Source organism: Bradyrhizobium sp. RD5-C2 (assembly GCF_019972155.1).
Classification (GTDB): domain Bacteria; phylum Pseudomonadota; class Alphaproteobacteria; order Rhizobiales; family Xanthobacteraceae; genus Bradyrhizobium.
The window spans coordinates 65,192-88,507 of sequence record NZ_BOVL01000059.1 but is presented as its reverse complement, the minus strand read 5'-3'; the positions used below and the strand labels follow the sequence as shown (position 1 = coordinate 88,507).

Here is a 23,316-nt window from a genome sequence, read left to right as displayed (position 1 = left end):
AGCCTCGCAACGAAAGCTAACGATGACCGCTTGTGCGACAGCCGGTCCGGTCCGCCCGTTAACCGCAATGAGCAAGGTTAAGAACTGAATTGCGTTGCTGCCCCTCGGTCTACGACCAATCATCGTGCCAGCCGCGCGGATTGGCGTCGGTCATGCGTATCGCGCGGTCAGGGGCCGCCGTTCTCCGGGAGAGACTGTGGCCCCGCCCAATCTGGCGCCCCGATGACAGACACCAGTTGCAAGAAAACCAGGATGCCCGGCGCAGAACGGCCTGTCAGGGTCGTGTTCGCTTGTGCGGACTGCAACGCAGTCCACGAAGCCAGCCAAATATCGCGGCCTGCGACTAACTACTTCAGATGCGAGCTATGCAATGGCATCGTTCTTCGGTGGACCGGTAGCTACGATTACGTACAGTGGAAGTCCTTTCCGAGAAGCTGGGGTGGACGTTGACCCTCTCGCGGCGCCTGCATAGACCAACTACGCCGATTTCGAACTTCGTTGCAGATAGTCAGCGTTGAAATCAGCAAGCGCTTCCAGTTCTCCGCGGTTCGGAAGCGTCACCATCTCTCCACGCCATTCTAACAGCCCTCGCCTCCGAAGAGCCTGCAACGTTCTGTTGGTATGAACTGTCGAAAGGCCACAAGCTGATCCAATATCTGCCTGCGTCAGCGGGAAAGCAAAGCTGCCCCTGTTGAGCAGGCCTACAAACTCAAGACGTACGGCAAGTTCGCAGAACAGTTGTGCAACGCGATGAAGGGCATCCAAGGCGCCGAGGTTGCCGACCCAATGCCGGAAGATTGCCGCGTCAATAAGTGTCTCGCGCCAGAACGTATGGACCAACGAGGGCTGCTTGTCGAACATCGTCCGTACCGCCGCGTGCGGCACTGTCCCTACGATGCTTTGCCCGACGCTGATCAGATCGTGATCCATCGTCGGCAAGTACAAAGTCATCAAATCGGGAATGTCGCCCGGAACGTGCAGCGAAAGTATTTGGCTTCGATCACCGACGATTTTGCGGCGACATAGAAAGCCGCTAATGAGCACGACACAGGTAAACGCCCCGTCACCTTCCTTCAGAATGGTTTCTCGATCATCAAGCTTTCTGACGGTGTGAGGAAGTGCGTTCAATACAGCAAGCTCTTCCTGAGCAAGGCCAGAAACTGCCTGCAAGCGCGCGATCAGTCGTTGATGCATTGCGGGATCACGTGGTTGAGATAGTCGCAGTAGCGGTGCCGACGACCTCCGAGCCGTCTCTTATGTCGATCGTCAGACGGAACTCATGTCCGTCCCTTCCCTCGTCGAAGGCTGCATCGCCGAGGGCAGCAAAAGCCATCGCTCGTGCAGCGTCGAGACTTTCGAGTTCGTGCCCCGTTTCGTCGATCGCGGCTTCGCTGTCCGAGGGGCGATAATCGAAGAAATATCGTGTCATAATCCGCAACGTGCTAATTCCGCTTCCGTTCCTGGGTCACCTGCCGCCCCACGTCGAGAAATGTCGATTGCCCATCAAGCGCAACCTCAGGAAGGCCTGAAAAAGCGAGTCGTCTGCACGTGACCTAGCTACAGCGGATTTGAGACTTGCCTTGTTTGCCATAGCTCGACCGTGGCGGGCACCCCCGCCGGCCTTAATTCGTCTTCACACGATTGCTGAGCCATTGCGTGAGATGCAGCGCGCAGCACCGCATAGCGCGCCAAGGCGCAGGGACGGGCGCCATGCGGGATGGACGGCACGCAGGTCGCGGGAGCACGAATCGACGCCTTCCGAAGAAGCCACTCCACGCAGTCATCGATCGGACGGGTATCCTGGAAATGCGTCCGGCGATCCAGCCCGGTGGCGGAATTTCAGCGGTCATCTTCAACCGCTACGCGAAAACGCGCTACGCCAAAGTGGCAGGATTGAACGTCTTAAGGCCGGGTTTTCGCGCGTTCACCGGTCGCCAGCGTGCGTCATCTGTCGCTGATGTATATTCAACGCATATTCGACGTAAGCGGGTGCCGGGCTATTAAGAGATTGATTTTGTTGGCGCTCCCTAGGGGAATCGAACCCCTGTTTCAGCCTTGAGAGGGCCGCGTCCTAACCGCTAGACGAAGGGAGCGTTGAGAGGGAAGGCAATAGCCTCGAAATCGGCCTGCCGCAAGATGGCTTGTGCATTGCGGCGGGGATTTTGTCATCCATGCTTACCATGCCATGCCTGCGGTTTCGGCACGGAACGGGGTCCCAAACCGGCCAGCCCCGGAGCCCCCGGTGCATCGGATCTGCACGGTACGGCAGTGCGGTCGCCGATCGCATGGCCACCTGCGGATGTCATGTCTGCATCGTGCACGGCCCTGCTTTCGCCAAACGGAAATGCAAAACACCTGGCTGTGAAGTCACCCGGCGGCCTGCCTCTGCTAACATCGCAGCTCTTCACCATGCTGCGCCGGGCAAGGCGCTCGAGACGCGAGAGGAGTGCTTGGAACAAAGCGCAGACGCTTTGACGTTAAGGCATTGGCGCACGGCAATTTGGCTCACGAATATCTTGGCAAAAACAAACATCAGCGCGGTCGCAGGCAATGGAAGATGTTCCGCCCTGTCCGCACCGGTCAACAGCTTAGGCAGAGCGAGGACAGACCATGATCAAGCTAAAAATCAACGGCCAGGAACAGAATTGGGACGGCGACCCGGATCTTTCGCTGCTGTGGTATCTGCGTGACGAAGCCGGCCTCACCGGCACCAAGTTCGGCTGCGGCCAGGCCCTGTGTGGCGCCTGCACCGTGATCATCGACAAGGAGGCGGTGCGCGCCTGCATCACCTCGGTCTCCGACGCGGCCGGCCGCGAGGTCACCACCATCGAGGGGCTGCACCCGACCGGCGACCATCCGGTGCAGAAGGCGTGGCGCCAGGTCAACGTTCCGCAGTGCGGCTACTGCCAGGCCGGTCAGATCATGCAGGCCGCGGCGCTGCTGGACCAGAACCCGAAACCCAATCACGACCAGATCCGCGAAGCCATGTCGGGCAATATCTGCCGCTGCGGCTGCTACCAGCGGATCGAGAATGCCGTCCATCTCGCATCGACGGGGGTGTGACATGAACATTCGCACCAATATCCCCACTAATTCTCGCAAGCTTCGCGGCTTCGAGAAGCACGTGAAGGTCGAGAACCTGTCGCGCCGCAGCATCCTCAAGGGTCTCGGCATCGCCGGCTCTTTCGTGCTCGCCGCACCCGTGATGACGCGCCAGGCGTTCGCCTATGAGACCGGCGCCGGCAAGATGCCGCACGGCGTCGTGGTCGATCCGCGCGTGTTCGTCGCGATCGCCCCCGACGGCGTCGTCACCATCCTGGCGCATCGCGCCGAGATGGGCACCGGCGTCCGCACCAGCCTGCCCTTGATCGTCGCCGAGGAAATGGAGGCCGACTGGTCGCGCGTCCATGTCCAGCAGGCGCATGGCGACGAGGTCAAGTTCGGCAACCAGGACACCGATGGGTCGCGCAGCACGCGGCACTATCTGATACCGATGCGCCAGATCGGCGCCTCCGCGCGTTCGATGCTGGAAGCCGCCGCCGCCAAGAAATGGGGCGTGCCGGTGACCGAGGTGAAAGCGCAGAACCACGAGGTGGTTCACAGCGCGAGCGGACGCAAGATCGGCTTCGGCGATCTCGCGGCCGACGCGGCCAAGGAGTCGGTGCCAAGTATCGAAGGCCTCAAGCTGAAGGACCCGAAGGACTTCCGCTATCTCGGCAAGGGCCAGGTCTCGATCGTCGACCTGCACGACATCACCACCGGCAAGGCGCATTACGGCGCCGATACCCGCCTGCCCGGCCTGAAATACGCTGTGATCGCCCGTCCGCCGGTCACCGGCGGCAAGGTCAAGTCGTTCGATGACAGCGCGGCGATGAAGGTGCCCGGCGTCGAGAAGGTGATGGAGGTCAAGGGCTGGCCCTGGCCGTCAAAATTCCAGCCGCTCGGCGGCGTGGCCGTGATCGCGCGCAACACGGGTGCCGCGATCAAGGGCCGCGACGCGCTGAAGATCGTCTGGGATGACGGCGCCAACGCCAAGTACGACTCTGTCACCTATCGTGCCTCGCTCGAGGAAGCCGCGCGCAAGCCCGGGCTCATCGTGCGCAAGGAAGGCGACGTCGATGCGGCCTTGAAGAGCGCCGACAAGGTGATAACAGGCGAATATTATCTGCCGCATCTCGCCCATGTCAGCATGGAGCCGCCGGTCGCGGTTGCCGACGTCAAGGGCGACAAGGCCCAGATCTGGGCGCCGGTGCAGAGCCCCGGCGGCACCCGCGAGGATGTCGCCAAGACGCTCGGCATCCCTGAGGACAATGTCACCGTCAACGTGACGCTGCTCGGCGGCGGCTTCGGCCGCAAGTCGAAATGCGATTTCGCGCTCGAGGCGGCATTGCTGTCGAAGGAACTCGGCGCGCCGGTCAAGGTGCAGTGGACCCGTGAGGACGACGTCCATCACGACTTCCTGCACACCGTCTCGGTGGAACGGATCGAGGCCGGTCTCGACAAGAGCGGCAAGGTGATTGCGTGGCGGCACCGCAGCGTGGCGCCGACCATCGCCTCGACCTTCGCCGCCGGCGCCAACCACGAAGCGCCGTTCGAACTCGGCATGGGCCTGATCGACAACCCGTTCGAGATCGCCAATCTGCAGTGCGAAAATCCGGAAGCGGCCGCGTTCACGCGGATCGGCTGGTTCCGCTCGGTGTCCAACATCCCGCGCGCCTTCGCGGTGCAATCCATGGTCGGGGAAATCGCGCATGCGACGAACCGCGACCAGAAGGACATGCTGCTGGAACTGATCGGAAGCCCACGGATCGTCAACCTGTCTTCGGTGAAGGATCCCTGGAACTACGGCGAGCCCTATGACAGCTACCCGATCGACACCGCGCGGCTGCGCAAGGTGGTCGAACTGGTTGCGGAAAAGGGCGAGTGGGGCCGGACCGTGCCGAAAGGCCACGGTCTCGGCATCGCGGTGCATCGTTCCTTCGTCAGCTACATCGCGACCATCGTCGAGGTGGCTGTCGACGACAAGGGCAAGCTCACGGTGCCACGGGTCGACACCGCGATCGATTGCGGCACATACGTCAATCCGGAACGGATCGCCTCGCAGATCGAAGGCGCCGCGATCATGGGGCTGAGCCTCGCCAAATACGGCGAGATCAGCTTCAAGGACGGCAAGGTGCAGCAGAGCAATTTCGACGATTTCCCGGTGATCCGGATCGACGAGTCGCCTGCGATCACCAACGTCTACATCGTGCCGCCCGGAGCAGACACCCCGCCGAGCGGCGTCGGCGAGCCCGGCGTGCCGCCGTTCGCGCCGGCCCTGAGCAACGCGATCTTTGCCGCCACCGGAAAACGCATCCGCGCGCTTCCGATCGGCAAGCAGCTGGAGACCTGAGACAGGAACGTTAGCTGGAGCGGGCCGTTCTCATCGGTCACATGGAGAGACCGATGAGAACCCTACCTCGAACATTCAGGACGCTCGCGGCAACCTTGTCCGCGGGCGTCTTGCTTTTTACCACACAGGCAGCGTTTGCGCAGACCGCCTCGCCGCCGAGCACGACTGCGACGCGTCCGGCCAAGGTACTGCCGGACCAGACCTCAGTTCCGAGCAATGCGCCGCCCGCGAACACCGGCCAAACCACCGGTGAGGCCAGCCGTGATCCCACGATCAAGAAGATGAACGAGGACGAGAAGCAGAAGGTCGACACCAAAGGCAAGTAACGAGAAGCGGACCGGGAAGCGGCGGATTCCCCCCTCGCCGCTTCCCGATCGCATCGCCCCCTATCGGTGAGAAGCGCTTCCTGAAGCTTCGGTTCTGAATCAACAGAACCGAAGCTTTGGTTGCGCCTTACTTCTTGTCGAGCGCGAACACCCAGATCACGCCGCCTTGCGGGACGTTGTTCTCGAAGCCCGCGACCTTGCCGGCCAGCGCGTCCTGGATGCGTTGCGCGTCGACGCCCCAGCCCGACTGGACCGCGATGTATTGCGTGCCATCGACCTCATAGGACATCGGCATCGCCATGATGCCGGAGTTGGTCTTCTGCTCCCACAACAGCTCGCCGGTCTTGGCATTGAAGATGCGGAAGGCGCGGTCGTTGGTGCCGCCGGCGAGAACGAGATCGCCCGCAGTGGCCGTCACCGCACCGAACAACTGCGACGTCTTGTAGTCGTGCTGCCAGACCTTCTTGCCGGTCGCCGGATCCCACGCCTGCAACTCGCCGAAATGATCGGCATTGGGTGCGGGCGTCAGTCCGATGTCCTCCGGCTTGGTGCCGAGCCAAAGCTGGCCGGGAACCAGCGGCTGCTTCTCGCCGGTAAAGCCGCCGCAGAAGTTTTCGTTGGCGGGAACGTAGACGAGCTTGGTGTTCGGGCTATAGGCCGCCGACGGCCAGTCCTTGCCGCCCCACAGCGACGGGCAGAACTCGACCCGCTTGCCGAGCACGGGCTTGTGGTCGGGATCGAGGATCGGCCGGCCGGTCTCGGCCTCGATGCCCTTCCAGACATTGGTCTTCACGAACGGCCAGCCGGCGACATAGTTGATCTTGTCCGGCTTGCGCTCCAGCACCCAGAAGATCGCATCGCGCCCCGGATGAACCAGGCTCTTGAACGACTTTCCGTCGCGCTGCATGTCGATCAGCATCGGCGCATCGACTTCGTCCCAGTCCCAGGAATCGTTCTGGTGATACTGGAAGTGGGTCTTGATCTTGCCGCTGTCGGGATCGAGCGCGATCACCGAGCTGGTGTAGAGGTTGTCGCCGGCATGCATCGAGCCGGGCCATGGCGCGGCGTTGCCGACGCCCCAATAGACCGTCTTGGTGTCCTTGTCGTAGGTGCCGGTCATCCAGGCCGATCCGCCGCCCGACTTCCAGTCGTCGCCGCTCCAGGTCTCGTGACCGGGCTCGCCTTCGCCGGGGATGGTGAAGGTGCGCCAGAGCTCCTTGCCGCTGTTGGCGTCGTAGGCGACGACATAGCCGCGTACGCCGAACTCGCCGCCGGAGCCGCCGACGATCACCTTGCCGTCGACCACCAGCGGCATCAGCGTCAAATACTGTCCCTTCTTGTAGTCCTGGACCTTGGTGTCCCAGACCACCTTGCCGGTCTTGGCGTCGAGCGCGACGACATGATCGTCGGTGGTGGCGAGATAGAGCTTGTCCTCCCACAGGCCGACGCCGCGGCTGGTCGGATGCAGCTGGAACAGATCGTCGGGAAGCTGCCGCTTGTAGCGCCAGTACTCGTCGCCGGTCTTGGCGTTGAGCGCGATCACCTGCCCCATCGGGGTCGCGACGAACATCACGCCGTTGTTGACGATCGGCGGCGCCTCATGGCCCTCGATCACGCCGGTCGAGAAGGTCCAGGCCGGCTTGAGGTCCTTGACGTTGGATGTGTTGATCTGGTTGAGCGGACTGAAACCCTGTCCGTCATAGGTCCGGCGATAGAGCATCCAGTTGCCGGGTTCGGGATTTTCGAGACGCGCAGAGGTGACGGAACTGTAGTTTTCGATCGGCCCTGCGACGGCGTAGGTCGAAATAAGGCACGTGAATGCGACACAACTCGACAGTAACCACTGCTTGCTTGTCATGAGATGCTACCTCCCTGCTCTGTTTTGTTTTTTCAGTTTTTGTTTTGAGCATGATCTCTTCGGAAAACCGCTTCGCACTTTTCCGGATCATGCTTTAGGTCATGCAGAACTCCCGGTGCGGCCTCATCCTCCCTGCTGAGCACCCACCTTCCCGACGAATGGCGCTGCGACCGTGATCGCGCCGTCGGCGACCGTCAGCGGCAAGGCCGCGAGGCGACGTGGCGCCGGCCCGAACACGACCTGCGCATTCTGCCGCGGATCGTATTCGGAGTTGTGACAGAGGCATTTCAGAACGTTCTTGTCGCCCTGATCTTGCTTCAACCAGGCAGTGATCGGACATCCGGCATGCGTGCAGATGACCGAGTAGCAGACGATGCCGTCAGGTGCGCGGGCGCGCGTGGCATCGTCGAGTTCGCTCGGATCGAGCTTGACGAGCACGACCTCGTTGAGCCGCGAACCCTTGCGGACGACGGAACTCTTCGGATCCTGCGGCCAAGCGCGAATGGGCGGTCCGCCGAGCTTCAGATCATCCGACTTGATGACCTGGCCGGCCTTGTCGCCTTCGGCGCGGACCAGGACGTCGGCCTTTTGTGGTCGCTCACTGGCGCCGGGCTGATCTTCATCGTCGGCGGCCGCGGGCTCGATCGCGGCGAGACAGGCGCAGCCCGCCAGTGCCGTCAGGAGCGCGCGACGCGTCGGGTCCGCGTACGAACCCGATGCATCGGATTCAACTCTCTGTTCGCTGGAAGCGCTGGGGTTGGACTCCGGCATGGCGCAAGCTGAGCGTGCAACTCAGCCGAAAAGATGGCGGCACACCTTCTCGATGCGCGAACGCATGCGCAAAAAACATGCTGCAGCTTTTGGTTGATCGACTGCGCCGCTTCGCGACTGCTGCGATCAGGGCTCGTTGACGAACGTCAACCTGCCGACAGGTTTCAGTGTCTTTGCATCAAATGTGCGGATCTCTGTTGCACCGCCTATATCAAGCGTGAGCACCAGCCGTTCACCGGCGACGCCGGTTGCGACGATGCGGGCGCCCTTCGGCAGCGCAGCAGTGACGTCGGATACGGAAACGGGGCTTCCCTCGCTGCGATAAAGGCGGTAGCCGATGGCAATCAACACCACGGCCACGGCCAACGCCGAGGTCAGGCCCGCGATCAGCATCATGCGCCGCACCCGCGCGATCAGCGCGGCCTGGTCGGGGGTCGGTTCGGTCACAGCGGTGTCGGTCATCACAAGGCTCTATATCTTTGCAACAGGTCGATTTGAATCAGGTTTCTTCGAATGGCGGTCGGAAGCTGGAGGTCATCGTCGCAGGCGACGAGGGCTCGGCCCGGCTTGACCGCGTGCTCGCGCAGCGTACTCCGGAGCTGTCGCGGTCCCGGCTGAAGGCGCTGATCCTCGCCGGTTCCGTGACCGTCAAGGACGCCGTCGTCCGCGACCCCGCTTATCATGTCGCCAACGGCGATACGATCATAATCGACGTGCCGGAGGCGGTGCCCGCCGAGCCTCAGGGCGAGGACATCGCGCTAGATATCGTGTTCGAGGACGACGACATCATCGTCATCAACAAGCCCAGGGGCCTCGTGGTGCATCCCGCGGCCGGCCATGCCTCGGGAACGCTGGTCAACGCGCTGATCGCGCATTGCGGCTCCAGCCTGTCGGGCATCGGCGGGGTCAAGCGGCCGGGCATCGTGCACCGCCTCGACAAGGACACCACGGGACTGATGGTGATTGCCAAGAACGACAAGGCCCATCAGTCGCTGACCGCGCAATTCGCCGACCACGGCCGCACCGGGGCGATGGAGCGCGGCTACATGGCGTTCGCTTGGGGTGTGCCGAACCGGCCCCATGGCACGATCGACGCGCCGATCGACCGCCACCCGCATGCCCGCGAGAAAATGGCCGTGCGCCAGGGCGGCCGCGAGGCGGTCACCCATTTCGACGTGCGCGAGAGCTTTGCCGGCCGCGACGGCAAGCCGGTCGCCTCGCTGTTGGCCTGCCGGCTCGAGACCGGGCGGACCCATCAGATCCGGGTCCACCTCGCCCATCTCGGCCATCCCCTGATGGGCGACAGCGTTTATGGCGCGCACTTCAAGACCAAGGCCGGACAGCTTGGTCCGGAAGGTAAGCACGCACTTACCGCCCTCGACCGCCAGGCCCTGCACGCCTATCTGCTGGCTTTGGAACACCCCCGCACCGGGGAACTTTTACACTGGGAGTCGGCTTTGCCGGAGGATTTGCTTCTCCTGCAGCGGGCGCTGGCAGCGGCGGTATGACGCAGCCCTCCCGGAAAAGCTCCGTTATGACAACAGGTTATACCTGCCACACGGGGACGTGACGTCAGCAATCCTTCCCTATCACGGACAGTTTGGTGTATGTTGCACCTGCGTTGAATATCCAACGCGGAACATCGCAGCATGGCCGGCTTTAACCCAGCGGCCACCTGCCGGGCCCGCCGCTATCGGGGGCCTGAACCACTGGAGGGCGCAAGTAATGGCCCGTACAGCTACGTTGCCGGTCCTCAATGGAGAATCCGGCCTTTCACGTTACCTCGCCGAGATCCGCAAGTTCCCCATGCTGGAGCCCCAGCAGGAGTACATGCTCGCCAAGCGTTGGCGCGAGCATGACGATCGCGACGCGGCGCATAAGCTTGTCACCAGCCATCTCAGGCTCGTGGCCAAGATTGCCATGGGCTATCGCGGCTACGGCTTGCCGATCTCCGAGGTCGTCTCGGAAGGCAATGTCGGCCTGATGCAGGCGGTGAAGCGATTCGAGCCCGAGAAGGGCTTCCGTCTCGCCACCTACGCCATGTGGTGGATCAAGGCGTCAATACAAGAGTACATTCTGCGTTCCTGGTCGCTCGTCAAGATGGGCACCACCGCGAACCAGAAGAAGCTGTTCTTCAACCTGCGCAAGGCGAAGAGCAAGATCTCCGCGCTGGAAGAGGGTGATCTCCACCCCGACCAGGTGAAGCTGATTGCCAAGCGCCTCGGCGTGACCGATCAGGACGTGGTCGACATGAACCGCCGCCTCGGCGGTGACGCGTCGCTCAATGCCCCGATCCGCGACGACGGCGAAGCCGGCGAATGGCAGGACTGGCTGGTCGACAACTCGCCCAACGCCGAAGCCTTGATGGCCGAGAGCGAGGAGTTCGATCATCGCCGCCAGGCCCTGAACGGTGCGATCGGCGTGCTCAACCCGCGCGAACGCCGCATCTTCGAGGCGCGGCGTCTGGCCGATGAGCCGATGACGCTGGAAGACCTCGCCGCCGAGTTCGGCGTGTCGCGCGAGCGCGTGCGGCAGATCGAGGTCCGCGCGTTCGAAAAGGTGCAGTCGGCCGTCAAGGGCACGATCGCCCGGCAGGAAGCCGCACTCGAAGCCGCGCACTGATCGCGCGGCGGCAAGCCAACAGACACGAAAGCCGGCGGCAACGCCGGCTTTTTTGTTTTTGTCTGGTGGATGGATGGCGCGCAGCGATACCCGGCATCCTGCCGCGCTCTTGGCCATGTCGGCTAGGGGCTAGATGCTGACATGCAGGTGGCGCTGGCGCTTCGAAGGCAGCACTGGTCGCGTCTCACGATCGCCCCGCTACCCCTTCTGGGTAAGCAACGTTTGCAGGACAACGCAGTTTTCTATTCGTCAGGATTTTGCACTTTACATCCTGGGGCTAGAGCCAACGCTGCCCGCGTGTATTTTAAGCGGGCGGCGTTGTGCCCTGGTCGTAACCGGTGTGCGGCAAGATGGACCCGGCCGAGACAAGGCTCGACAAGTGAGAAGCGATCAGCATCGCGAAGCTTGTCTCCTATGAGGAGCGCGTGAATGCCGGAAGTATCGCTGAGCCACGAGCCGCCTCGCCGCTAAGCTCCAGCGCACTCCAAGCCCCGGCGGAGCGTCTCGCTGAAGATTCGCCAGAAGCGTCCCGGTCTCCACAGACTGCTCTAAGCGCCTCGCCTTGCCGTAGTCACCATCAGACTTTCAAGCTCTCTGACGGCCGCTTCTTCGGTGACGCCGTCGACAACGGCAACCTCTCCCGACAGGCGCTCGAGCGCAGCCGTATAGAGCTGTCGTTCGCTGTAGCTTTGGCTGGAATTGAACTCCGGCCGATAGAGATCGCGCATCGCTTCTGCGATGGCGAGAATATCTCCCGACTTGATCTTGCTCTCATATTCCTGAGCAAGCCGGGACCAATTACCGCGCGCTCTGCGAGGCGGTTGACTCAGGATACTTCGCGCTTGCTGGATGGCCGCCGGATCGGAAAGCTCACGCATCCCGACGCTTGCCGCCTTTCTTGTAGGAACTCGCAGCGTCATTTTGCTCTTCGCAAAATAGACGACAAAGAACTCAAGCTGAGCTCCTGCCACCGCTTGTTCCTCGATCGCGACAATCTGGCCGACGCCGTGAGCCGGGTAGACGATCAGATCAGTTGCCTTGAATCCAAAGCGCGTCTCGATGCAACGGCTCCCACTCGTTTGATCGACGGAGGGTACCGGTATGGAATGCGCAGGATTTGAACGATTGGATTGCGATTGACCGCTAAAATTCATTTCGTGATTTACCCCGCAGCTCGAGGAATTGGCTCCACCGCCATTTCCCGCTGTGATCAATCAGTACGTCAGAACCAAAATGCTCGACTCAAAATCACTAATTGCAGTCCCTCACTAATAGGCCGCGAGCGAGAGCGCCGCCACGAGAAATGCGATCAGCTGACATTCCCTTCGATAGCTGTGGTTTCCTGGCAACTTGTTCCCTATCGAGGAATCAACGGAGTTCGTTTGGGTCAAAAGGCGATGCCCGGTGGCGGCTTCAGAAATCTGCTGCGGGCGATAGTTCTTGCGCCGCAAGACTTCCAGAAAAATGAAGGGCCAATCAAAACGTCCGCCCGGAGTGTCACTTGTTACTTACAGCCGCGGCAAATCGTAAGCTTGCTCTTTAGCTTGTCATCGTCGCCGGGATCGACCGATTGGTGGTCAGAGACACGATCAGCTTCCTGATCGGGCGCGGGATGCTTCGCCCGGTGCGACTTGACGGGTCGCGTCGGCCGGCTTGACGTGTCGTCCTCGATGCCGACGCTAAAGCCATCGTAATCGGTGACAGGTCTGGCCGACGGCCGCGACCTGTCGATCACTTGAGCCTGCGAAACGCTGTCGGGCTCTAACGGCGTGCGCTCGACGGTAGCAGATCGTGGGGCAGTCGGGCGTGGCGGCAAATCTTTAGCGGCACGGGGCGCCGAATTCTTAGCGGTCGCCGGCGAAGGCCAGACGCTGTTGGTTGCGGCCGTGGATGCCGTTCCCTCATTCGACGGCGGCGGCGCAATCGAAAGCGGAGGAGAAAGCGAGGTCTGACATCGCGCGCCGTCTTGTGACCAAACTCCCGCCGCCAACAAACCAAGGGCAAACAGTGTTGCGTTCTTCATAACCCGTCCTGCAAATCATTTGGAATGAAAACATTGATCACGTGGCTCCGATCGCCACGCTTCGGCAAAAATTCCACATCTGGCATGGCGGTCAAAATTGACGAAAGTGGGGAGCCGTGGGCGGATACAGGCGCGCTTCGGCCCACCCTCGCTGCTCGCCCGAGGCGCTCCCGGTCATGTCGGCCAAAGGCCAGAAGCAGCCGCGCTGCCTATCGGGTTGAGGGCGTCCCCTCGCTCGGTGGACACTCCCGATAGCCGAAGCGCTCGATCAGCACGCGACCTTCCAGCGTATGGAATGCATCGCTATCCATATGATGGCCTTCGAGCAGATAGCGCCGCAATCCTTCGTCATACTGGGAAAGTAGCGCGCGGCTCGCACGCGTATCGGGACCGGTGCGGTTTTCCGCAAGGTCGTGGCCGGCGTGAAACATCAGTTGAGCATCGCGCTGAACACAGACATTCCGGATGCCGAGGAACAGCGTGCAAGCTGATTTGCAAATCCCTTCGATGCGAAATTCATCGCCGCTCGCGTTGTATTGACGAACGATCTTCAAGAAGTCCGGAATGTAACCACCGTCGGCAAACGGCACGGACGACCCCGCCGACCACGCAGGGGAAGCCAAAGCGCACAGTATCGCGGCGCAAATCCAAAACCATCGAAGCATCGAGCGCCCCCAAGTTCGATGACCACCCATAGCCTGATCGAACGCGACAGAGCAACGAATGTCGGCGTCGGGTCAAAGCCGCTCATGGCGACCGAACCGGGGGACTTGCGGTCCAACCCGGAGAGCCGAAGGTTTCATTTTTCGGCCAACATGGGAGCAGCTTGTGCCGGAAGCACGATCACTTTCGCGCCGACCTTCACCCGATCATAGAGGTCCATGACGTCGTCGTTGGTGAGCCGAATACAGCCGGACGACACCCGCTTCCCGATCGTGTCGGGCTTGTTGGTGCCGTGAATTCGATATTCGGTATCGCCCAGATACATCGCCCGGGCGCCGAGCGGATTGCCGGGCCCCCCTGCCATGAACCGCGGCAGATAAGGCTGGCGCGAAATCATCTCTGCCGGCGGACGCCAGTCCGGCCATTCTGTCTTGCGGGCCACGGTCTGTTCACCGGACCACGTGAAACCTTCGCGGCCGACGCCGATGCCGTAGCGCATCGCCTGCCCGTCGTTCAGAACGAGATAAAGGAACGTGTTTCCGGTATCGATGACGACAGTGCCCGGCGTCTGGTGACTGGCGTAATCAACCACCTGCCGAACAAATCTTCCGGGAGCGTCAGCGGCTTTTGGTGTTTCGATCCGGGGCGCGGGCGCTGGGACCGGAATTGGAACCGGAGCTGGCGCTGGAGCCTGCACCGGCGCCGCAACGTGAACAGGAGCCGATGGTGCAGGAGCCGATGGCGCAGGACTGGATGGCGCCGGGACCTGATGCGCGGCTTGCTTCCGTACCGGTTGAACGCTCGCCGGCCGCCACAGCAGACCGTACCCCAATGCGACAGCCGCCACGGCGCCAATTGCAAACCGTCCCGCCACCGGTTGCGCGAGCGCTTCAGTCTTCTTACGTTTGGCCCGCTTTGCCATGTCTTTCTCCCGATCCCTGTGCTTCGAACAGGTACCCAGCAAATTTTAACAAGCTTCGAAGCGATTTCGCTCAGGCCGGAAATCGCCAAGCGTCGTTAACGCGAGCGCTGGTTTGGGAAAGGCTCAGCGAAAGCGGGGAACCCGGCACGCGGCGGCGTCAAGCCGGGCGATGACGACTAAATGCTGGGCCGAGCGTCCTCGTCCAAGCATGACGACGACCCGCCCTACTCGCCCCACTCTCGCGCCATGGTCGCGAGCGCGCAGCCTTCGCAATAGCGGGCGTCCTTGAAGTCGATCCAGTTGTGCGCATAGACGTGGTCGAGCGGAATGCCGTAACGCGCGCGCAGCACCCTTACCAATACCCGCCATGCGGTGATCTGCGCGTCGGTCGGGCTCTTGGTAACGTCGGGATAATTGCCGGCGAACTCGACGCCGATCGAGGTGTCCTTGTTCACCTGGCGATAGGTCTTGCCGTTGTCGACATACTTGTTGTCGTTGCGGTCGGCGCCGTCGGTGTGGGTCGGGACCAGATTGTCGGCGACCGCCCAATAGACCGTGCCGTCGGTCTCGACCCAGACCATCACGCCGCGGCGGGTCGGGTTCTTGTGCTGCTCGGCGGCGCCATTTCGCGCCGAGCCGGCCGGGCCTTCGGTCTGGTGCACGATGATGTTGCGCCAGGGATGCGATTTGGCGACGTCGCCCCAGGGCGACAGCCAGACCATCTTCAGACCGGGGATCTCGGGCGTGCCCTGCGATCGCGCGATGGTCGCGAGATCGGGGCCTTCGGCTGCTACGGCGGAGGACAGGACGAGCGCAAGGAGTGCGGTGAGCAGGCGAGGCATCACGGAAATATCCATCGCCCCTCGTAGCATGCTCAGGCGCGCTGGCGCAGGCTCGCCTTCACCAGATGGACCATCTCGGACGGCAGCTTCGGCTCATAGGTCGCATAGCCGTTCTTGCCGCCCTTCTTGGCATCGTAGAGCGCGTGGTCAGCGGCGGCGACCAGCCGGTCGGGATGCAGGCCGATCTCGCGGGTCCATTGCGCGATGCCGATCGAGACCGCGATCGGAATGTCGTTGCCGGTGCACTGCTCGGCGTCGGCGCGGCAGACCTCCAGCACGCGGCGGGCAATCATCGCGCCCTCGCGCAGCGTCGAGGACGGCAGCACGATGCAGAACTCGTCGCCGCCGGTGCGGGCCAGCATGTCGCCCGGGCGGAGCCTTGTCTGGGCCATCAACGTGAAGTGCTGCAGGCAGGCGTCGCCGGCGGCGTGGCCATGGGTGTCGTTGATGCCCTTGAAGCCGTCGAGGTCGATCACCAGCAGCGCGAAGGCTTCGCCGTTGCGGTCGGAGCGCGCGCATTCCTCGGTCAGCCGCTGCAAGAGATGGCGGCGGTTGCCGACGCCGGTGAGATCGTCGAGCAGCGCGAGGTCGGCGACCTCGTTGCGCAGCCGATCGATCGCCATCAGCAGGAAGCCGAAATTGAGCGCCATCGACAGGAATACCATCAGCAGGATCACCAGCGACTGGCTCGCATTGAAGCGAACGAAGGTGAACTCGCCCGGCTCCAGCACGGCGCCGACGAGGCGCAGCGCGTAAATGCCGATCAGCACCAAGGCCACTATTCCGGCAAGCCGCGCGCCGGGGCTGACGCGGCCGTTCTCGGGCGACAGCAACAGCTTCAGCGTCAGCGCAAGCGGCGTGACCTGGGCGATGGTGTAGACCAGGATGCGCATCGGCATGCTGTTATAGGCAAAGATGAAGACGCCGAGGCCGACGAAAGCGAGTGCGGTGGACAGCGCAGTGCTGCGCCAGCCGACCGGCTTGCCGTAGAAGCGCTCGATGCCCATCGCGGCGAGGCCGGCGGCGAACACCATTAGCGTCCCCGCCGCGAGCAGCGGCAGCAGCGAGTCCGTCATCATCACGCGGAGCATCGCGCAGGCCGCACCGGCGGACGCGACGAAGGCGGACGCGGTCCAGAACCGCGCCGCGCCGAAAGCCGGATAGCTGCGCGCGACATAGGCCCAGATCAGGCCGAGCGCGAGAAAATTGATAACGAATACCGTCCAAAGCGTCGGAACGCTCAACATCGCCCCTGTTCGAGGCCCGTATCGGCCTCGCCTCTTCTGAAATGACCGTCCGCCCCTTGAGGCGTTTTCTCCCAATGGCAATCCCCGTTGCCTTGGGGACAGGATGCGGCCGCGCCGCTTAACGGACTCTCACCCGCCTCGCGCCAATTCGAGCCGTGGTTTTGAATTGATGAAGATTCCCGAACCGGCCGTTTGCGTGTCGTTAAGCATGACGGTTGCGACGCCGCCGCGATGCGTGACACGCGCACACTGGCGAAAAACTGGCGAAAACACGTAACAGCTGTGGATAACACGATGACAGCGCGGTGACAGCACGCGGCAGCAGCCTCCGAATCTGCTGAGTTTGATACTGAGGATGTTGCGAGGCTGGCCCTCCGCCAAGCATGCCTCGGAGTCGCGTTCAATCCATGAAACCCTGAGAGGATACTATGGCTAAGAAAGCGAAGAAGGCGAAGAAGGCGAAGGCGAAAAAGGCCACCAAGAAGAAGGCCGCCAAGAAGTAACCAATTTTCTCGCCCGGGTAGCGGCTCCTGCCCTGCCCGGGCACCCGATCCGGACCACCACCCCAGGCAAAGACGCAAGGCAGCAGGCGCAAGGCCTGCTTTTTTATTGCCTGCCGCAAGCCGCGAGCGAATACGAGCTCAGCGCTCCGCGAAGGCGAGCTTGGCGCCGAGCAGGGCAAAGCCCGCGGCAAAGCTGCGCCGCAGCCAGGCCATCACCTTCGGCCGGGTGATGACGCGGTCACGCACCGAAGCCGCGAACAGTCCGTAGACGGCGAACACCGCAAAGGTCATCGCCATGAACACGCCGCTCAGCTCGACCATCCGCGCCAGCGGATGGGGTTCGTCGACGGCGATGAACTGCGGCAGGAACGCCAGGAAGAAGATCGACAGCTTCGGGTTGAGGATGTTGATCAGGATCGCGGTCATGATCACCCGCCCGCTCGAGCGCGGCTTGATCTCGGTGTCGACGGCGAGCGCGCCGCGCTCGCGCAGCGCCTGCCAGGCCATATAGAGCAGATAGACCACGCCGCCCCATTTCAGCGCCGCGAACGCCATGGCGCTGGTGTGCAGGATGGCGGCAAGGCCGAGCATCGCCGCGATCATCTGCGGCACGATCCCGAGCGTGCAGCCGAACGCCGCCGCCACGCTCGCGCGCGAGCCGCGGGTCAGCGCCACCGCCAGGGTGTAGAGCACGCCGGTGCCGGGCGAGGCGACCACGATCAGGGTGGTCAGCAGGAAGGACCAGGTCATTTCAAATCCTTAAAGCGGGAGCTCGTCATGGGAGGACACGTCATTCCAGATGCTGCTTCAAATAGTCCAGCACGCGCGGAAATGCATCCTTGCGCGCCTCGGGATCGGTGCCGATCACGGGAATGGCGCCGTCCGGCATCGTATAGGCCGGCAGCTTGGTGCGCGGCAGGTCGGGCGCGTCGAAGGCATGCACCGCGCCGGGATAGCTCTTCAGCTTGACCGGATTGCCGCGCGCCTTCGCCGCCGCGATGAAGGCGTCGCAAGGCTTGAACGGCGTCCAGACATCGCCCTCGCCGATCAGCACCAGGAGCGGCACCCAGGTGGTCCAGCTGTTCGGCTCGACGGTGGTTAAGGGCCTCGACTGGTAGGTTTCGGAGCAGGCGCCGGGATAGAGCGACACCGCGACCGCGAAATCCTGCGCCAACGCGGCCGGCCGCCCGATGCTGTTGTCATTGATGGAAAGCAGCGCCACGCCGCCGCACTGCGACCAGCCCATCAGCGCAATCCGATCGGGCTTCACGAAGGGCTGGGCCTGCAAATATTGCAGCGCGCCGTAAGTATCCTTCGGCCGCTCGCGCCACATCCGGGGGCGGTTGGGACCGCTCGAGCAGGTCTGACCGAGCCCGCGCGGCGTCGCGCTGTCGACGATCAGTGTGACATAGCCCTGCACCGCCAACGCCCGCGCCCAGGCACGATAGAGCCCGAAGATGCGGCCCTTGTTGTCGTTGAGACCGGAGCAGCCGTGCATCAGCACCACCGCCGGTCGCGGCGCGTCGCCCTCGCGACGGTCGAGATGACCGATCAGGTCAGTCGTACCGTCGAGCGAGGGGAAATTGACCAAGGTCTCCGCCGCGGCAGGCGTCGCGGCCGCAGCAGCCATTGCGGTCGCGAGCGTGAACCAGAGCAGTCCGATGGCCGACCACGGGCGGGGCATAAGCCGCCAATATCACGTCCCTCCCCCAGGGCGGAAGCAGCCACCGGCCGCCCACCCTTCGGCCGCGCTGACAACTCCGTTACGAGGACCCTTGTTCTGTCAGGATCTGCGCGACCCGCCGCCCGATAGCTCCGACGCCTTCATCTCGGCGACCCGGATGACGTCCAGCGGCGCCCAGGGCTTGGACCAGAACAGGGCGCCGTCGGGCAGGCGCTGGCGCAGCGGCTTGCCCGAGGTCACGATCACATCGAGATCGGGGTTGTATTTCTTGGCGGCAAAGGCGAGCTCGATCCCGGTCATGCTCCCGGCCAACTCGACATCGGTCAGCATCAGCACAACAGTGTCGCCATTGCTCCGCAGCACCAGTTCTGCGGCCTCCGCGCTCTCGCAGGAGATGACCTCGAAGTCGCTCTCCTCCAGCAGCAATTCGATCATCTGGCGCTGCATGGGGTCGTCCTCGACAACCAGGGCCTTCGCACGACAGGGTCTCGATTGTCCCATGGCTGACCTCCCTTGGATTGAATGCCTCGGTTTCAGAGTGTGACGAGGGTCAAACACCTCGGCGCTGGATAGTTCGGTTCCAATCTGAGAAAAGTGGGGAAGCCCGCCGTGTTCCTCACGGCTCCCGCCACCCTTCGTTGAGATGGAGCTGACCCGTATGACCGCGATCTCTGGATCTGCCGCCGCCGTGACCGGAGCCGCCAGCGGCATCGGCCGCGCGCTCGCGCATGAACTGGCGCTGCGCGGCTGCGATCTCGCAATCGCCGACCGCGACGAGGCCGGCCTGCAGGCCACCGCCGCCGACATCGCCAAGGTCAGCCCGCGCAAGGTCACCACGCATCGCCTCGATGTCAGCGAGCCCGGCCAGATCGCGGCATTTGCCGAGGCCGCCGGCGCCACCCATCCCGGGCTCAACATCGTCGTCAACAATGCCGGCGTGGCGCTGCTCGGCGAGTTCGGCGAGATCGAGCAGGCCCAGATGGAGTGGCTGTTCAATATCAATTTCTGGGGCGTGGTGCACGGCACCCGCGCTTTCCTGCCGCTGCTGTCGCGGCAGCGCGAGGCGCATATCGTCAACATCTCCTCGATCTTCGGCATCCTCGCCCCGCCTGGCCAGAGCGCCTATTGCGCAGCCAAGTTCGCGGTGCGCGGCTTCTCGGAAAGCCTGCGTCACGAGCTTGCGGTGGCGAACAGCCCGGTCAGGCTCTCCGTCGTGCATCCCGGCGGCGTCGCCACCAACATCGCGCGCAACTCGCGCTCTGGCACCGGCATCACCGACAATGCCCGCCGCGCCGAATCGATCGAGCGTTTCGACGCGCTAGCCAAGACCACGCCGACCGCAGCCGCACAGCGCATCATCGCTGGCATCGAGAAAAACCAGCCGCGCATCCTGATCGGCAAGGACGCCCGCTTCATGGACCTGCTGCAACGCTTCCGCCCGGGGACGTATTGGAAAGTGTTGCAACGGATGATGGAGAAGACCGCAGCGCGGCGGCTGGCGCGCGAGGTGGCGAGGGCCGGTTGAATGGGTGACGTTGCCAGGTGAGGCGCCGTCCCTGCGAACGTCATCAGACCCGTCATCCTGAGGTGCGAGTGGAGCGAGCCTCGAAGGATGCACGGCCCGACCGGTGGCCGTCGCCCCTTCGAGACGGCCGCTGCGCGGCCTCCCAGGATGACGGGTGAAGCGATTACACGGCCATTACAACTTCGTCATTGCGAGCGAAGCGAAGCAATCCATGCTTCAGTACGGGGCGCGACTGCGCCTGCAGCTAATCCGCCCCACGAAGCGCGCTGCGAAGCAGATCACCCCAGCTGCTTCTTCACCCCGAGCGCCAGCCGAAACAGCGGATCGCTTCGCTCGGACGGATAGAGCGCGCTCTTCGTCACCTGCGGAAAATTGTCGTTCTTCCAGAACGACGCCGGCGCGAACGAAAATTTGGCGACCAGCCGCCGGCCGAAATCCATCTCGTACGGGAAATAGTTTTCCTTCTGCTCAGTGCCGGACATTTCAGGGTATTCGCCGAGCAGATAGCCCTCCTGGATATGCGGCCGCACCGCCGCCGGCGGGCAGACGCTGGAGAGCCGCACGATCTGCAGGCCGGCCTCGGCGCTCGCGGTGATCGCGCCGCTGAGGTTCGGCACGCCGAGCACATAGAGGAAGGCGGTGCCGGTCTCCGCCAGCGATGCGAACGACGCGGCGATCCGGATCGAATGGGTGACGTCGAGCAGCGGCGTGGTGCAGACCTCGTAATGCTGCAGGATCGACCAGCGCAGGATGCGATGCCGCTTCAACCGCTCCAGCCCGAGCAGCTTGGCTTTCGCGTAGTCCGCAATCAGGATCTGCTCGGCGCGGGCCAGCGCCGCGAACCGCGACGCCAGCGTCTCGCGGTCCGGATTGCCGCGGCCGGCGCGGAACAGCGTCGGCTTCAGCGACGAGTTGCGCTTGACGTTCCTGAAGTCGGCGCCCTGGCCGCGAAACAGCAGCACATGGTCGCGGTTGAGGAATTGCAGCTCGGCGATCTTGGTCGCGAGTTCGAGATAGGAGCCGACGCGATGCCCCGACCCCTCCCGCACCGCCGAGTTCTTCGCGACCTGGCATCCGCGGCGGTCGAAGAACGACCAGATTTTTTGGCTGCCGATCGTTTCCATGGGGGCTCCGCACTCTCAACCCGTCATTCTCGATGCGCAATTGCGCATCTGAGGGGCTCGCGTAGCGAGAGCCCGGAATCCATTTCTCAACACGTTGTGCGGCCCGATGGATTCCGGGCTCGCGCCAAGAGGCGCGCCCCGGAATGACAGTGGTGGAGATGGCGGCCGCGCGCCTTGCTGGTCACCGCCCCACAAGCTGATCGGCAAAATACCCGATGGTCTTGCGATAGATCACCGCCCTGTTCCACTCGCGCATCGCCTCGAAATTGGCGCTGCCTTCGCCGTAGGGCGCGCCCATCTTGAAGCCGTTCGAGTGCAACAGATTCGCGGTCGAGGCCAGTACGTCGGGCACCGAGTGGCGCAAATCGACATGACCGTCACCGTCGAAATCGACGCCATACTTGATGTAGGACGACGGCAGGAACTGAGTCTGCCCGATCTCGCCGGCATAGGCGCCGATCATGTCATTCAGACGGAGGTCGCCGCGTTGCAGGATCTTGAGCGCGGCGAGCAGCTCGCCCTGGAATAGGTCGGTGCGGCGGCAGTCATGCGCCAGCGTGGCGAGCACCCGGAACACCGGCAGCTTGCCCATGTCGCCCTTGCCGAAATCCGTCTCCAGTCCCCAGATCGCGACCAGGATCTGGCGCGGCACGCCGTACTGCTGCTCGATCTTCGAGAGCAGCGCGGCGTGACGCTGCAACATGGCGCGGCCGCCATTGATGCGCCCGGAGCCGACGCGGGTTGCGACATACTGCTCAAAGGTCTTGTTGAAGGTGTAGCGCTGCCGCCGGTCGAAGGCGAGCACCCCGCCATCCTGCTGCACGCCGCCGAGCGCCTGCGAGATCACATCCTGCTGGATGCCGGCGCTGGCTGCCTCCTGCGAGAACGACTGGACGAAGGCCGGGAAACTGCCGCCGCAGCGGGCGGCATAGGAGGGGGTGGCAAGCAGCAAGGCGCCGAACACAACCGCCAAACGACACCTGAGCATGCAACAATCCCTTCCGCTTCGAATGGCCGATCATGCCCGCTAAAATCATGCCCGTCAAAACGACCTGCGCGACGCGACAGTCGGATCTCTCACCAGCCCTCAGTCACCAGATAGAAATGGCCGTCGAGTTGTTTGACCGCGACCGAGAACCCCGCGGGAGGGTTCAACAGCGAGCAGAGCGGCGTGCCGGGACACAGCCGGTTCACCCGGTCGCGCCACGCAAGCGAGCGTTGCGCAGGCGTGCGAGCAATTTCGTCGGACTCGTCAAAGACCAGCGTATGGACGAAATTGGCAACGCCGGCCCCGCCGGTCTGTCCCCAGTCGAAGGTCGCCAGTCGAGGTTCGCCAGTCTCCGGGAGCTTTTCGATCTGCGCGATATAGTCGCGCTTTCCGATCTCGAAGCGTATCAGCTCGGGGCTGACGCCGACCGCTCGGACGCCCGCGAAGAAGAGATAGGCGGCAACCGGCGCCACAAGGATCGAGGCCACGCGCCGCCATCGCCTCAGCCAGAGATTTCGGATCAGGGCGGCCGTGCAATAGAGCGTGACGGCAACGGCCGGCAGGAACAACGCCGGCACCAGCATCAGCCAAAGATTGAAGATGCGGTCCAGATCGCTACCGAACGCAAACAAAAGCCCGACCAGCATCACCCATACGAAATAGGTGAAGCTGAACCGATCGGCCGCGGCCTGTTTCTCATGGGAGGCGGCGCTCATCATTCATCCCGCGCAGTCTGCCGGGCTCCAGTCTCGCGCTCTCGCTTCTCTCAGCACCTTCGAGGCGCTATGCGCCCGTTACCGGCGATGAGGCGGAGCCCGCAGGCTGG

General features: G+C 63.2%; 23 protein-coding genes and 1 tRNA gene. 6 read left to right on the top strand and 18 right to left on the bottom strand.

From position 1 onward, the window contains the following. Window positions 1-477: 477 nt before the first annotated feature. The 3 genes from BraRD5C2_RS37600 to BraRD5C2_RS37590 form a co-directional block, all read right to left on the bottom strand. Window positions 478-1,194: a Crp/Fnr family transcriptional regulator gene (locus tag BraRD5C2_RS37600; RefSeq protein ID WP_223977214.1), complete on the bottom strand. Its 717-nt coding sequence runs from the start codon at window positions 1,192-1,194 to the stop codon at window positions 478-480. A 7-nt stretch (window positions 1,195-1,201) separates the two neighbouring features. Continuing rightward, on the bottom strand, window positions 1,202-1,429 hold the full coding sequence (locus BraRD5C2_RS37595; RefSeq protein ID WP_223977212.1) for a DUF6894 family protein: 228 nt from the start codon (window positions 1,427-1,429) through the stop codon (window positions 1,202-1,204). Window positions 1,430-2,018: 589 nt separating this feature from the next. Continuing rightward, window positions 2,019-2,093, bottom strand: a tRNA-Glu gene (locus BraRD5C2_RS37590). A gap of 517 nt (window positions 2,094-2,610) precedes the next feature. Here BraRD5C2_RS37590 and BraRD5C2_RS37585 point away from each other — a divergent pair. From BraRD5C2_RS37585 to BraRD5C2_RS37575, 3 genes are all read left to right on the top strand, one after another. Next, window positions 2,611-3,063 (top strand): (2Fe-2S)-binding protein, encoded by a 453-nt coding sequence (locus BraRD5C2_RS37585; protein WP_074130888.1) that lies wholly within the window; start codon window positions 2,611-2,613, stop codon window positions 3,061-3,063. 1 nt (window position 3,064) lies between these two features. Beyond that, complete coding sequence (locus BraRD5C2_RS37580) at window positions 3,065-5,392, top strand: xanthine dehydrogenase family protein molybdopterin-binding subunit (protein WP_223977210.1); 2,328 nt, start codon at window positions 3,065-3,067, stop codon at window positions 5,390-5,392. Between the two features lie 110 nt (window positions 5,393-5,502). Further along, the gene (locus BraRD5C2_RS37575) at window positions 5,503-5,718 is read left to right on the top strand and encodes a hypothetical protein (RefSeq protein ID WP_223977208.1); all 216 of its coding nucleotides are present in this window, start codon (window positions 5,503-5,505) and stop codon (window positions 5,716-5,718) included. A gap of 127 nt (window positions 5,719-5,845) precedes the next feature. Here BraRD5C2_RS37575 and BraRD5C2_RS37570 read toward each other — a convergent pair whose 3' ends face one another. The 3 genes from BraRD5C2_RS37570 to BraRD5C2_RS37560 all read right to left on the bottom strand — a co-directional run bounded on the left by BraRD5C2_RS37570 (window position 5,846) and on the right by BraRD5C2_RS37560 (window position 8,809). Then, window positions 5,846-7,576 carry a methanol/ethanol family PQQ-dependent dehydrogenase gene (locus BraRD5C2_RS37570; protein ID WP_223977205.1) on the bottom strand — a complete coding sequence of 577 codons (1,731 nt, stop codon included), beginning with the start codon at window positions 7,574-7,576 and terminating at the stop codon, window positions 5,846-5,848. Between the two features lie 123 nt (window positions 7,577-7,699). Further along, entirely contained in the window at window positions 7,700-8,347 is a 648-nt protein-coding gene (locus tag BraRD5C2_RS37565; protein WP_223977203.1) for a QcrA and Rieske domain-containing protein, read from the bottom strand. 126 nt (window positions 8,348-8,473) lie between these two features. Beyond that, window positions 8,474-8,809, bottom strand: coding sequence for a hypothetical protein (locus tag BraRD5C2_RS37560; protein WP_223977202.1), 336 nt, complete (start codon window positions 8,807-8,809; stop codon window positions 8,474-8,476). 65 nt (window positions 8,810-8,874) lie between these two features. On the opposite strand from BraRD5C2_RS37560, the gene BraRD5C2_RS37555 reads away from it, so the two are divergent. Further along, the gene (locus BraRD5C2_RS37555; protein WP_223977596.1) at window positions 8,875-9,855 is read left to right on the top strand and encodes an RluA family pseudouridine synthase; all 981 of its coding nucleotides are present in this window, start codon (window positions 8,875-8,877) and stop codon (window positions 9,853-9,855) included. A gap of 217 nt (window positions 9,856-10,072) precedes the next feature. Beyond that, window positions 10,073-10,969 carry an RNA polymerase sigma factor RpoH gene (gene rpoH, locus BraRD5C2_RS37550; RefSeq protein WP_021077401.1) on the top strand — a complete coding sequence of 299 codons (897 nt, stop codon included), beginning with the start codon at window positions 10,073-10,075 and terminating at the stop codon, window positions 10,967-10,969. Between the two features lie 548 nt (window positions 10,970-11,517). On the opposite strand, the gene BraRD5C2_RS37545 is transcribed toward rpoH, so the two are convergent. The 9 genes from BraRD5C2_RS37545 to BraRD5C2_RS37505 form a co-directional block, all read right to left on the bottom strand. Continuing rightward, on the bottom strand, window positions 11,518-12,123 hold the full coding sequence (locus tag BraRD5C2_RS37545; protein ID WP_223977200.1) for a CarD family transcriptional regulator: 606 nt from the start codon (window positions 12,121-12,123) through the stop codon (window positions 11,518-11,520). 350 nt (window positions 12,124-12,473) lie between these two features. Beyond that, the gene (locus BraRD5C2_RS37540) at window positions 12,474-12,992 is read right to left on the bottom strand and encodes a hypothetical protein (RefSeq protein ID WP_223977198.1); all 519 of its coding nucleotides are present in this window, start codon (window positions 12,990-12,992) and stop codon (window positions 12,474-12,476) included. Window positions 12,993-13,201: 209 nt separating this feature from the next. Then, window positions 13,202-13,582, bottom strand: coding sequence for a hypothetical protein (locus tag BraRD5C2_RS37535; RefSeq protein ID WP_223977196.1), 381 nt, complete (start codon window positions 13,580-13,582; stop codon window positions 13,202-13,204). A gap of 209 nt (window positions 13,583-13,791) precedes the next feature. Further along, a complete protein-coding gene (locus tag BraRD5C2_RS37530) occupies window positions 13,792-14,577 on the bottom strand; it encodes a L,D-transpeptidase (protein WP_223977194.1) in 786 nt (261 codons plus the stop codon). Window positions 14,578-14,801: 224 nt separating this feature from the next. Then, the gene (locus BraRD5C2_RS37525; RefSeq protein ID WP_374708096.1) at window positions 14,802-15,419 is read right to left on the bottom strand and encodes a peptidoglycan recognition protein family protein; all 618 of its coding nucleotides are present in this window, start codon (window positions 15,417-15,419) and stop codon (window positions 14,802-14,804) included. Window positions 15,420-15,451: 32 nt separating this feature from the next. Then, window positions 15,452-16,666, bottom strand: coding sequence for a GGDEF domain-containing protein (locus BraRD5C2_RS37520; protein WP_223977193.1), 1,215 nt, complete (start codon window positions 16,664-16,666; stop codon window positions 15,452-15,454). Window positions 16,667-17,307: 641 nt separating this feature from the next. After that, window positions 17,308-17,919, bottom strand: a complete 612-nt coding sequence (locus BraRD5C2_RS37515) for a LysE family translocator (RefSeq protein WP_223977191.1) — start codon at window positions 17,917-17,919, stop codon at window positions 17,308-17,310. A gap of 40 nt (window positions 17,920-17,959) precedes the next feature. Further along, entirely contained in the window at window positions 17,960-18,799 is an 840-nt protein-coding gene (locus BraRD5C2_RS37510; protein WP_223977188.1) for a dienelactone hydrolase family protein, read from the bottom strand. 153 nt (window positions 18,800-18,952) lie between these two features. Then, window positions 18,953-19,354 carry a response regulator gene (locus tag BraRD5C2_RS37505; protein ID WP_223977186.1) on the bottom strand — a complete coding sequence of 134 codons (402 nt, stop codon included), beginning with the start codon at window positions 19,352-19,354 and terminating at the stop codon, window positions 18,953-18,955. A 157-nt stretch (window positions 19,355-19,511) separates the two neighbouring features. On the opposite strand from BraRD5C2_RS37505, the gene BraRD5C2_RS37500 reads away from it, so the two are divergent. Continuing rightward, a complete protein-coding gene (locus BraRD5C2_RS37500) occupies window positions 19,512-20,378 on the top strand; it encodes an SDR family NAD(P)-dependent oxidoreductase (protein ID WP_223977183.1) in 867 nt (288 codons plus the stop codon). Window positions 20,379-20,656: 278 nt separating this feature from the next. Here BraRD5C2_RS37500 and BraRD5C2_RS37495 read toward each other — a convergent pair whose 3' ends face one another. From BraRD5C2_RS37495 to BraRD5C2_RS37485, 3 genes are all read right to left on the bottom strand, one after another. Further along, window positions 20,657-21,502 (bottom strand): FRG domain-containing protein, encoded by an 846-nt coding sequence (locus BraRD5C2_RS37495; RefSeq protein WP_223977181.1) that lies wholly within the window; start codon window positions 21,500-21,502, stop codon window positions 20,657-20,659. Between the two features lie 181 nt (window positions 21,503-21,683). Further along, entirely contained in the window at window positions 21,684-22,490 is an 807-nt protein-coding gene (locus BraRD5C2_RS37490) for a lytic murein transglycosylase (RefSeq protein WP_223977179.1), read from the bottom strand. A gap of 89 nt (window positions 22,491-22,579) precedes the next feature. Further along, window positions 22,580-23,206: a hypothetical protein gene (locus BraRD5C2_RS37485; protein ID WP_223977177.1), complete on the bottom strand. Its 627-nt coding sequence runs from the start codon at window positions 23,204-23,206 to the stop codon at window positions 22,580-22,582. Between the last annotated feature and the right edge of the window lie 110 nt (window positions 23,207-23,316).